Source organism: Colwellia sp. MB3u-55 (assembly GCF_014076785.1).
Classification (GTDB): domain Bacteria; phylum Pseudomonadota; class Gammaproteobacteria; order Enterobacterales; family Alteromonadaceae; genus Colwellia_A.
Genome location: NZ_JACGUS010000115.1, coordinates 104,042 through 115,400 on the forward strand (window position 1 = coordinate 104,042; position 11,359 = coordinate 115,400).

The window sequence follows — 11,359 nt, forward strand, 5'->3', positions numbered from 1 at the left end:
GTATCAATACCCCCTCAATTATATATAACGATGGTTATCGGAGACGAGCATGTCGAGTAAATACAATAAGCATATGTCATTGGCTGGAATGAATCTTGGTCATTCTTCTAGAGAAGACTTACAAAGTGCTGTTACTGGGGTACTAGAAAATAAAATTCATGGTATTTCCTTTAGCCCTTATACCGAAGGGCAAGGGCCTGGCACTAAGATAAGCGAGGCACAGATATCGGCACGTTTGGCTATTATTTCTCCAAGTATTAACTGGATCCGTTCTTTTTCTTGTACTGACGGTAATGAAAATATCCCCAAGATAGCCAAGCAGCGAGGTTTAAAAACCTTAGTCGGTGCGTGGCTAGATGATGATTTAGAAAATAATGAGAAAGAAATCAACAACCTGATAGCTGTTGCACAGCAAGGTTACGCCGATATTGTCGCTGTTGGCAATGAAGTCTTACTGCGTGAAGACTTGAGTGAAGGACAATTGATCGCTTACATTAATCGTGTAAAAGCAGCATTACCAGGTATCGAAGTAGGCTATGTTGACGCTTACTATGAATTTGAAGAACATCCCAAGGTTACCGACGCCTGCGACTTGATCTTAGCGAATTGTTATCCTTTTTGGGAAGGTTGTGCCCTTGAGTACTCCATCCTTTACATGAAAGACATGTACCGCCGTGCAATTAAAGCTGGTAAGGGTAAAAAAGTTATTATCACTGAAACTGGCTGGCCAAACGAAGGCCCAGCAGAGTGGGGTGCTGTGCCATCTTATGAAAACGCCATTAAGTACTTTTTAGGTACTTATCAGTGGGCAGAAGAAGAAAATATAGCGGTCTTCTATTTTTCATCATTTGATGAGGTTTGGAAAGTTAAAGATGAAGGCGGAGTTGGCGCGCATTGGGGCCTTTGGGATAAAAACGGGAAATTAAAGTATGTTTAAAAAACACAGTGATAAAGTAGCAACAATCAGTTCGATGAAGTTGCTGCATGAAAATGCTATTTGTTATTCTGGCTATCGTGACGGGCAAAATCCAAGAGAAGGTCTTTACCCAAGTTATGATGAAGTTAAAGAAGACTTACTCATTTTAAAGAAAAACTGGAGCTACCTTCGACTTTACGATTGTGGGCCACACGCCGAACTTGTTCTTGATGTTATTAAAACTGAAAAAATGCATTTCAAAGTCATGCTAGGCGTAGATATGGCAGCCGAAATGAGTAACCCTAACTGTCCTTGGGGGGCTGATTTTAGCCAAGAAGTTATTAATGCTAATCGTCAGAAAAATTGTGATGAAATTCATAGTATGATCGCACTTACCAAAAAGTATGATGACATTGTATTTTCAGTTTCTGTCGGCAATGAAGCAAGTGTCGAATGGACAGACCATATGGTACCTGTCGATAGTTTAGTAAACTATGTAAAACAAATTAAAAAAGAAATTCATCAACCGGTAACATTTTGTGAAAACTATGTCCCTTGGACATACAAACTTGAGCCCTTGGTTGCTGAACTAGATTTTATTTCCATTCATACTTACCCTGCCTGGGAATACAGAACGATGGAAGATGCACTCGAATATACCAAACAAAATTATTACAGTGTTGCCCATCATTACCCTGACAAACCGGTGATAATTACCGAAGCGGGTTGGACAACGGCATCAAATGGACGTGGCATAGAGCCTTGGAATGCTAACGAAGTACTACAGGCAGAATATTATCAGCAACTACTTGCTTGGACGACAGAAGAAAAAATTCTGACCTTCGTCTTTGAAGCTTTTGATGAACCATGGAAAGGATCTCCTGATAAATTAGAACCTGAAAAACATTGGGGACTCTTTAAAGTCGACAGAACGCCTAAGTTAGTGATGAAAAACATTTATCCAAACAAGGTTATAAACATTAACAAAAACAATGCTGTTGCTTAGTTTTCGTTAAAGCTTAACCGTCGATAAAAGTAATAACCCAAGAATTTTGTCAGCAAATATTGCTCGGTCAAAGTCGTTGGGTTTTTTTATTGGCCTAATTAAATGATTAAAAACCCCTTATTTACACAAGCCATTAACCTTTCCTTATATTTTAAAGCGTTTGACCAAGCTATCAAGGTTCATTGCCATTGCCGTGAGTGATTCACTTGAACAGGCTATACGGGTTGATATTTGCGCACTGTTTTCTGTGCTATCGCTTATCGTATGAACGTGAATATTAATTTCACCGACAACGGCTGCTTGCTCTTCTGTTGCTGTAGCCACCTGAGTGTTTAGATCTGAAATTAGCTGAATATTAGCAACAATCTCCTCAAGTGCCTCTGTTGTCTGTTGAGCATCCTTTGCGCCAATTTCGGCGGTCACTTTACTTTCCCTTACGCTATCAACAGCTCGCTGAGACTCTGATTGCAAAAGGTTGATCATTTTATTAATTTCATCAGTGGACTCACTGGTGCGCTTCGCTAAGTTACGAACTTCATCAGCGACCACCGCAAAACCACGACCTTGTTCACCTGCACGAGCAGCCTCAATCGCGGCATTTAATGCCAATAAATTTGTTTGCTCTGAAATTCCTCGTATGACATCAAGGACACTACTAATAGCGTTACTTTTATTCGCTAAAGATTCAATGGTAACAGAGACAGAATCCATCTTTTGTGCCATCTGGTATATATTCTCCGTTGATTCTTTAACAACAACTTGTGCATTTTTAGCTTGGGTTATCGCTTCGCTCGTCGAGTCAGCGGCATGTGCGGCGTTTGCTGCAATTTCTGTAATGGTTGAACCCATTTCGCTAATAGCCGTTGCAACTTGTGTGGCAATATCACGCTGACCTTCAGCATCGATTTTTGACTGCTCTGCATCTTGGGAAACCTCTAACGATGCGTGGCGGACATCTTTTGATGTTTTAGCAACATCATTAACTACCGAGTGTATTTTACTGATAAAAGTATTAAAACCATGGGCCAGACGTGAGACTTCTTCACTGCCGCTTTCACTTAGTCGGTAACTAAGGTCGCCTTCACCATCACCCAAGGCTTTAAATAATCCAGCGAGATCATTGATAGGTTGCGTTAAACTTTTTGCAAAAATGATACTGATAAAAATAAACACCACAACAATAATGACAAACCAAATTAGCATATAATTTCGCGACTCATTCAACGCTAAGTACAATTCAGCCTTTGGCACTTCTGCAACAACATACCAACCCAAACTTGAGATATAGCTTGTCGCTACGATTAAACTTTCTGTTTCTTGAAAAGAAAATGGTTGTTTTGATAACAGCGTTTGAAAATTTATATCTTTATATAGATCAGTCAAGTTCGCCTTTTCACTTTTTGCTTTATCTTGATGAATTTTTACCAACCCCGAGTGATCAACAAGATACACTAATCCTGACTCTTCAATTTTAAAGCTGTTTAGGTAATTAACCATGTCATTAAATGATTTAGATAATCCAGAAACACCTCGTCCATTAAGTTGTTGATAGTTGATAAAAACATCTACATTACCATTTGGATAAGCGTAGGTACTTGCCGACTCTTCTTTATTACTATTGGTGAATGCAAAAAACCAACCATCAAGACTGTCATCTTTGAGAACACGAAGAAAGCCATCTTGGTTCCAATATTTAGCTGTTTTTCGATCGGCGAAGGAGGCATTACTCAAATTGTTATCTTTAGCGATGTTACTCAGCATACTAATAACGTTAGCTTCATTGTCTTTGCTGGCACCAGAACCTATCCAATCGAGTAGAAAAGGGTTAGTGGCTATTGATTTTGTTAACACTTTCATTTCAGAAATTTCGCCATCGACTGCATTACGAACGCGTAGCAGTAGATTAGGTAAATCTGATTGTTGTAGTCTGGATATAAGCAGTTCTTTGGCTTTTGAGTGGCCGACAAAGCCAACAATACTGGTCGATATGATAACGGCCATTAACATGGCAATGACTAACTTAGACCGGATAGAAAGGGTGGTTAAAAATCTCATTAAATAGATCCTATTTGCAAGTTTTCTACAAACTTTGCTGTTACGGCGATTTGTCCATAAAATCCTTCTTATAAAGGTTTTAAAATAGATTCGCTATCAATTTATTTGAGTTTACCATATCCATGTAGTCTCACCATTTAAAACAACAACAATTTAATTTTCTTTCAAGATAGCTAATAATTTCAGCTGATTAAATATAAAATCACCTGACTTAAATAGCAAGAATACTTTTGATGACAATGAACTATCGATTAACTTACTGACTTACTCAGTAAGTTAAGTTAAGCTATTTCTACCTTAATGAGGTGAAACGGTCTTTAGCAACGATAGTAAGGAAATTTTTATTCGACCAGCAGTGGCGGAAGGGGTAGTATAATATCAGATGATTTCGGAGCAAATATGTCTGACAACCCACTATTACGTTTGAATAAATTTATTTCAAAAAAGCCAGAGTATCTATTTTGGGCTTTACAAATTTGCTTTTGGTCTTTTGTTTCATTAATTAGCCTGATATCACTGACACTTTGGTATGTCCAAATCGATGTCGAGCACCTTAATCATACTTTTTGGCAGTCTGTTGTCGGCATATTTTGCTCATTGCCACTCTATTGGATTTTCATGAGGTGTTGGCAATCATCTATTTTTACCCGCGTACTGATAACCTTTGTTTCAGTGATCTGTATTTCCTTTATTTGGACACTTATTCGAGTCAAACTTTATATAGAGCTGACCAGCTCTGCTGGTAATTGGGACGAGTTTGGTGGCTGGTATTTTAGTAGTATCTTTATTTTCTTTTGTTGGGCTGGTTTTTTTCATGGTATTCGCTATTATCAATTGTTGCAATTTGAACATAAAATGTTGCTTTCAAAAGCAGCAGAAGCTAAAGAAGAGCAATTAAAAAGAGTGAGCGCGCAATCGGTAGCCCGAGATGCAAAAATAAAAATGTTACGTTACCAACTCAACCCTCATTTTCTTTGTAACACACTCAATGCCATTAATTCTCTGATTGAATGCGAAGCTCCAGAGAAAGCTCAGCGCATGACCGTACAATTAAGTAAGTTTTTACGTTATTCATTGGACAATAACCCTGATACTAAAATTGCGTTAGAATTTGAAATTATCGCCCTTAACTTATATTTAGAAATAGAGAAAACCCGTTTTGGCGAGCGACTTAAATTAGATTTTAAAATTTCTGATAATGCAAAGTTAGCTTTAATACCGAGTTTATTAATACAACCTATTATTGAAAACTCAATGAAACATGTTATCGCGCAAAATGAAGACGGTGGCACTATTAGTCTATGGGCTGACGTTGTTGATAAAATGTTGGTGTTAGAATTAAGCGATACTGGTTCTGGAGCCGCGGTTGACGGTAGTAAAATGAAAGGAAAAAGGAGTCGAGGTGTTGGCTTGCGTAATATAGATGAAAGACTTAAAGTGTTATATGCAGATGACTACGTATTTAACCTTAATATTATCCCATCAGGTGGTTTAAAAACTATCATTAAGCTGCCTTTTGAAACGCTTGATGAAATAACACCTGCTAGCCAGTACCAAACTCAATGACGGTGAGTTAAATTTATGAATAAGTTAAGAACAATTATTGTTGATGATGAGCCTTTAGCGCTTAATCTCTTGCGTGCAAAGTTAAATAAAATTCCTGAAATAGACATTGTTGCCGAATGTAAAAATGGTCGTGAAGCGATTGAAGCGACGATGGCCTTAGCACCTGATTTACTCTTTTTAGATATACAGATGCCAGGTGTCGATGGTTTTGGCGTTATTAAAAAATTACAATCTGATATTGTTCCTATGGTGGTTTTCACGACCGCATTTGAGCAATATGCTTTAGATGCGTTTGATGTGCATGCCGTTGACTATATTCTTAAACCTATTGATGACGAACGAATTCAGCGTGCCATTCAGCGTGCGTTGGTCCGCTGTGAAAGTGATGAAGACACTTTAAACAAATCTCGCATTATTAGTGCGATAGACTCAATCAATGAAATGGAAAACCCTGATAGCGTTTCTCCGCAGAGTATTAGCCTTCCTAAGCTTAATACCGACAAAGTTGAGCGTAAAATCGTTATTAAAGACCGAGACGATATAACCCTGTTAAAACAAACCGATATTGAATGGGTTGACGCAGCAGGAGATTATGTTTGTGTTCATGCGCAAGGAGTTACCCATATTAAACGCTGCACCTTGAAAAATTTGCTGGAAGATTTAGACTCTGAAATGTTTAAACGTGTGCACCGTTCAACGATTGTTAATCTTAATTATATCCAAAAAGTGATCCCTCATACTAAAGGTGAGTTTTTTCTTAAACTAGGTGAATATGACCAAGTTAAAGTGAGCCGTAATTATCGAGAAGTGATCAAGAGTTTTTTAACTGACATGTAGTATATTGACGACAACTTGTGGTCAATATGGCATTTTTTATTCAGGTGATCTTGTTATTGCCTTATATTGACCAGCCTACCGCTTCTAAAATCCCCTTTATCGTAATACGGTTGTTAAAAATAGCCGCTCATTAGATGATTGATATAACTGTAGATGTTACTCACTTGGGTAAACAGTCATTGTCAATTAAGGGATATTAAATGTTAAGTATTAAACAGATAATTATTGCGTCCATTTTTTCTATGGCATCAATTGTGCCTTGCTATGCAGCCGATAGTCACGCGGCTAATCGACTTAATTATTATGCACCCCATGCTGAAAAAGCGCCAAATGTTGATGGTATTGCCAATGAAAGTGTTTGGCAATTAGCACAGTGGCAAAATTTAGATCAACGTTGGTTAGGTCCAGAATTTTCAAAAGAAGACTTTCAAGGCCGATACAAGGTGGTTTGGACGCAAGCTAAATTATATATTATAGCTGAAATTATTGATGACATTCTCATCGATACTCATCGTGACCCCTTGAGCCAATATTGGGATGACGATTGCTTAGAGATTTTTATTGATGAAGATTTCTCTGGCGGTGATCACCAATATAACCATAATGCATTTGCCTACCACATGTCTCTTGATAACCAAGCCATAGATATAGGTACCAACAAAAAACCGCAGAACTATTCACATCATGTTCAAAGTAACTGGAAACAACAAGGCAACACGGTTATTTGGGAACTAAGCATCGATATTTATAACGATGAATATCAAGACACCACAACAGACTCAAGCCATATTAACAAACCAGTCGCTTTGTTTGCTGGCAAAGTGATGGGACTCATGGTGGCTTATTGTGATAACGACGGCAGTGAACTACGTGAAAACTTTATTGGCTCAGAATCTGCAGAAGGTGGAGCGGCTGATCGTGGTTGGATAGATGCGGGTATGTTCGGTAAGCTTATCTTGGCTAAATAACCGCTTAGATAAGCATTAAGTTTTTCTTTTTCTTCTCACAGACATGAGCATCATAAAATGAATAATATTGAAAAAAAATTCATTCATAAGTTATTTATTATAACAATCACTTCTCTCACCATAATGAGTTGTGCACCAGTAAATCAGGCAACTCAAATGAATAATAATACCACCGATATTAATTACCAGCTTTCAATGACCCAAGAAATATTACTGACTAGTGAAGCCGGTGATAAAATAGCGCCACAGCAGAATTTAATCTTTCAACAAGGTACAGCTACGGGCAAGGTTATTGTGGTAAGGCCAGATATTAAAAAACAAAAAATTATTGGTATTGGTACATCGTTCACTGAATCTTCCGCTTTTGTGCTTGCACACTTAACTAAAGATAAGCGAGCAGAGGTGATGGAAAATATTTACGGCGAAAAGGGCGCTAATTTTTCAATAGCACGCACGCACATTGGTGCAACAGACTTTGCCGTGGACGGTCGCTATTCATATGCAGAACGTAAAGATGACGCTAACTTAACCTCATTCAGTATCGCGGTAGACAGTGATGGTTTTAGCGCTCAACATTACCCTGGTATTAAAGATGAGCAATTTGATTTGTTGCCAATGATAAAAGAAGCTTACGCGATAAAAAATCAGCAAGTTGACAAAGATTTAAAGATAGTCGCTTCCGCATGGACTGCGCCACCTTGGATGAAAACGATTGAAGACTATTATGTTAAGCCAACACCTGAAAATAATCACCAAGGCACGGGCGGCGAATTAAAACCACAGTACGTCGCTACTTATGCAGACTACCTTATTAAGTACCTCGATGCATATCAGCAAGAGGGTATTGAACTCTGGGCACTAACGCCAGTAAATGAACCGCATGGCAACAGTGGTCAATGGGAAAGTATGCATTTTACACCTAAGACCCAAAATACTTTTATTAAGGACCATTTAGGTCCAAAATTAAAAGCGAGTGCGCACAACGCGGTTAAATTACTTATTTATGACCAAAATCGTGATGAAATGGAGCATTGGACTGATGAAATACTCGGGGACAAAGAAACGTCTGAGTATGTATATGGTACAGCCGTTCATTGGTACGAAAGCAGTAATCAAGTTAATGAAGATGTATTTGATAGGGTTCATGAAAAATTTCCAGAATTTTCAATTATACATACCGAAGGCACGATTGATGATTTAGGTAAAGATGCACCAGCAGGTATCTTAGATCCTGTTCGCTTTAAAGAAAGTAACTGGTTCAATAATGATGATTTTTGGTGGAACAAAAATGCGACCGACTGGGCGTACACCGCAACTTGGGCGCCTAAACCTGAGGATCATCCGATATACACCCCCGTTCATCGTTATGCACGTAATATTATTGTTAGTTTAGATCATTGGCTAGAGGGCTGGATAGATTGGAACATCGTACTCGATAAGCATGGTGGCCCTAATCACGTAGGTAACTTTTGTGGTGCCCCTATCATGATTGATACTGAGACAGGTGAGGTTTATTACACCCCGATTTATTATGTATTAGCACAGTTTAGTAAAACCATTCGACCAGGTGATACGGCATTACAGGTTAATCAACAGTTAGATGGCTTAGACAAAGATGCTTTACACGCCAGCGCTGCGATTAATGATAATGGTTTGGTCAGTGTACAATTACTTAATACCACTAAAGCACCAATAAACTATTCATTACAAATTGGTAGTCAATATGCACAAGTATCTATTGCCGCTAATGCTCTGCAAACAGTGCGTGTTAAGCTTTAGTTTTTAATTGTTTTAACAAGCCATATAACTAATAAGAGTAAAGATTAAGTGAATAAACATCCCTTTGAAGTCATAGCGCTGGATAACGGTGCTAAGCTGATATTTACCCCTTGTCCCGGCACTAAATTAGTTAGCCTGGAACAATCACTTAAGCAGTTGAAGCAAGCGGGTGTTTCAATGCTGATTACTTTAATGTTTGATGAAGAAATGGCAAGTAACAAGGTACTTTCTTTACCTGAACTCTGTCGCCAGCATCAGCTTAGTTGGCTGCAATTGCCAATTATTGATGATGAAGCGCCGAGTACGGCTTTTGAAACACAATGGGCAATAAATAAACCGACCATAGTCGATGAATTGAAAAAAAAAGGTGTGGTGGCTATTCATTGTAAAGGCGGCACAGGTCGAACGGGAACTGTTATTGCTTTATTACTATTAGCACTAGGTTGGCCAGTCGATAAAATTGTTACAGAAGTACAAAAAGTGAAACCTAAAGCTTTGAAAATTAAAAAACAACGAGATTATTTGAATCGTCAATTAATAAAAGCCGAGACACTGTTTTGATCTGCAATATAAAGCCACTTTGCAGCCATAAGAGCCCTTATTTCATGTTAAGTTAGCTCAGAGGTAATTAATTAAACCCTTTTGCGATTTAATTTTGTCTGCTATTGGGTTAATTCATCTTACGGTGTTATTTAAATTCGCTTTTAACGCATTGATTACCCACTACACCTCATTTAAATTGCAACTATTTGTTGTATCACTCAAGATAAATTAATGACAGTAAGCAGTGTTCTCGCGGTTTTACTGCCAAATTATAATAAAAAAAAGTCAATAATAAAGCCTGATATAGGTTTGTTATTAACATCACCAATTTTAAGCGATATAAAGAATAAACTTGCTACCGGACGTAGCTAAATTCTTTGTGTTTATTTTTAAGCAATAGGACCTCACCACATGGCTGGAACATCTTTTACTTTAGATCAAAGCAAAACCTCACAAGCGAATTCATCTAATGGATTTGGTGGAGATAACTCTACTCGCTTTGCGTTAATTTCACTGACATCATTATTTTTTATGTGGGGATTTATTACCTGCTTAAATGACATTTTGATCCCCCATTTAAAGGCTATTTTTTCGTTAAGTTATGCACAGTCCATGCTAGTGCAGTTTTGCTTTTTTGGCGCTTATTTTTTGGTTTCTTTGCCTGCAGGATGGTTTGTCGAAAAAATGGGCTATCAAAAAGGTATTGTGGTTGGTTTAGTGATTGCGGCTTTGGGTTGTTTAATGTTTTATCCCGCCGCTTCTTTACATAGTTATCCGGTTTTTTTAGCGGCTTTATTCGTTTTAGCTAGTGGCATTACCGTTTTGCAAGTTTCTGCAAATCCTTATGTGACCTTAATGGGTAAAAAAGAAACCGCTTCGTCACGATTAACCATGACCCAAGCGTTTAATTCTTTAGGCACAACTATCGCACCTTATTTTGGCGCGTTATTAATTTTAAACGAAGTGACTGATTCAATGTCAGCAAACAGTGCTGAATCGGTACAACTGCCTTATTTAGGACTGATGGCGGCCTTGTTAGTGCTTGCTGCTATTTTTGCTTTCTTAAAACTTCCACATATTGAAAGTGCTGAGGTCGTTGATGGCGAAAAAATTGAAGGGTCGGCATGGCAGTATCGCCATCTAGTTTTAGGTGCTATCGGTATTTTTGTTTATGTTGGCGCAGAAGTGTCAATTGGCAGCTTTTTGGTGAGCTTTTTAGGTGAAACTGATATCGCTGGTTTAGAAGAAACTCAAGCGGCAAAGTACCTTACTTATTATTGGGGCGGAGCTATGGTTGGGCGCTTTATTGGCGCTGCAGTCATGCAAAAAATTGATGCGGGTAAAACCTTAGCCTTTAATGCGCTTTGTTCAGTGATTTTAATTGCCATCACTATTTTAAGCTCTGGCAGTATAGCGATGTGGGCCATTTTATTAGTCGGGTTATTTAACTCTATTATGTTTCCAACGATTTTTAGTTTGGCGTTAAGTGGCCTTAAAAAGCACACCAGTCAGGGAGCGGGTATCCTTTGCTTAGCGATCGTTGGTGGCGCCATCGTCCCCGTATTACAGGGCCTGTTAGCGGATAGTATCAGTGTGCAGTTTGCTTTTATCTTACCTTTATTTTGTTACATCTATATCGTCTTTTACGGTTTGAAGGGTAGCAAGGTAGTCATAAAAACATAATGAATA

At 38.3% G+C, this 11,359-nt stretch carries 9 protein-coding genes; 8 read left to right on the forward strand and 1 reads right to left on the reverse strand.

Annotation, left to right across the window (positions count from 1 at the left end; genetic code table 11):
- The first annotated feature begins 49 nt into the window (after nucleotides 1-49).
- Together H4J66_RS11195 and H4J66_RS11200 are read left to right on the forward strand one after the other, a co-directional pair.
- The gene (locus tag H4J66_RS11195; RefSeq protein WP_182174481.1) at nucleotides 50-937 is read left to right on the forward strand and encodes a glycosyl hydrolase family 17 protein; all 888 of its coding nucleotides are present in this window, start codon (nucleotides 50-52) and stop codon (nucleotides 935-937) included.
- Entirely contained in the window at nucleotides 930-1,922 is a 993-nt protein-coding gene (locus H4J66_RS11200; RefSeq protein WP_220463281.1) for a glycosyl hydrolase family 17 protein, read from the forward strand. Before H4J66_RS11195 ends, H4J66_RS11200 begins: the two co-directional genes overlap by 8 nt.
- Before the next feature lie 144 nt (nucleotides 1,923-2,066).
- Here H4J66_RS11200 and H4J66_RS11205 read toward each other — a convergent pair whose 3' ends face one another.
- Nucleotides 2,067-3,977 (reverse strand): methyl-accepting chemotaxis protein, encoded by a 1,911-nt coding sequence (locus tag H4J66_RS11205; RefSeq protein ID WP_182174484.1) that lies wholly within the window; start codon nucleotides 3,975-3,977, stop codon nucleotides 2,067-2,069.
- Between the two features lie 399 nt (nucleotides 3,978-4,376).
- Between H4J66_RS11205 and H4J66_RS11210 the strand changes: the two genes are divergently transcribed.
- The 6 genes from H4J66_RS11210 to H4J66_RS11235 all read left to right on the forward strand — a co-directional run bounded on the left by H4J66_RS11210 (nucleotide 4,377) and on the right by H4J66_RS11235 (nucleotide 11,353).
- Entirely contained in the window at nucleotides 4,377-5,543 is a 1,167-nt protein-coding gene (locus tag H4J66_RS11210) for a sensor histidine kinase (protein WP_182174487.1), read from the forward strand.
- Nucleotides 5,544-5,558: 15 nt separating this feature from the next.
- On the forward strand, nucleotides 5,559-6,380 hold the full coding sequence (locus H4J66_RS11215) for a LytTR family DNA-binding domain-containing protein (RefSeq protein ID WP_182174490.1): 822 nt from the start codon (nucleotides 5,559-5,561) through the stop codon (nucleotides 6,378-6,380).
- A 200-nt stretch (nucleotides 6,381-6,580) separates the two neighbouring features.
- A complete protein-coding gene (locus H4J66_RS11220; RefSeq protein WP_182174493.1) occupies nucleotides 6,581-7,348 on the forward strand; it encodes a sugar-binding protein in 768 nt (255 codons plus the stop codon).
- 156 nt (nucleotides 7,349-7,504) lie between these two features.
- The gene (locus H4J66_RS11225; protein ID WP_259368470.1) at nucleotides 7,505-9,127 is read left to right on the forward strand and encodes a glycoside hydrolase family 30 beta sandwich domain-containing protein; all 1,623 of its coding nucleotides are present in this window, start codon (nucleotides 7,505-7,507) and stop codon (nucleotides 9,125-9,127) included.
- A 48-nt stretch (nucleotides 9,128-9,175) separates the two neighbouring features.
- Complete coding sequence (locus tag H4J66_RS11230; RefSeq protein WP_182174499.1) at nucleotides 9,176-9,688, forward strand: tyrosine-protein phosphatase; 513 nt, start codon at nucleotides 9,176-9,178, stop codon at nucleotides 9,686-9,688.
- A 393-nt stretch (nucleotides 9,689-10,081) separates the two neighbouring features.
- On the forward strand, nucleotides 10,082-11,353 hold the full coding sequence (locus tag H4J66_RS11235) for a sugar MFS transporter (protein WP_182174502.1): 1,272 nt from the start codon (nucleotides 10,082-10,084) through the stop codon (nucleotides 11,351-11,353).
- The last annotated feature ends 6 nt before the right edge of the window (nucleotides 11,354-11,359 follow it).

Excerpts from the sequence above, each read along its gene's own strand:
- H4J66_RS11200 (WP_220463281.1), top strand. The coding sequence starts at position 930 with ATGTTTAAAAAACACAGTGATAAAGTAGCAACAATCAGTTCGATGAAG.
- H4J66_RS11220 (WP_182174493.1), top strand. The coding sequence starts at position 6,581 with ATGTTAAGTATTAAACAGATAATTATTGCGTCCATTTTTTCTATGGCA.
- H4J66_RS11195 (WP_182174481.1), top strand. The coding sequence starts at position 50 with ATGTCGAGTAAATACAATAAGCATATGTCATTGGCTGGAATGAATCTT.
- H4J66_RS11215 (WP_182174490.1), top strand. The coding sequence starts at position 5,559 with ATGAATAAGTTAAGAACAATTATTGTTGATGATGAGCCTTTAGCGCTT.
- H4J66_RS11235 (WP_182174502.1), top strand. The coding sequence starts at position 10,082 with ATGGCTGGAACATCTTTTACTTTAGATCAAAGCAAAACCTCACAAGCG.
- H4J66_RS11225 (WP_259368470.1), top strand. The coding sequence starts at position 7,505 with ATGAATAATAATACCACCGATATTAATTACCAGCTTTCAATGACCCAA.
- H4J66_RS11210 (WP_182174487.1), top strand. The coding sequence starts at position 4,377 with ATGTCTGACAACCCACTATTACGTTTGAATAAATTTATTTCAAAAAAG.
- H4J66_RS11205 (WP_182174484.1), bottom strand. The coding sequence starts at position 3,977 with ATGAGATTTTTAACCACCCTTTCTATCCGGTCTAAGTTAGTCATTGCC.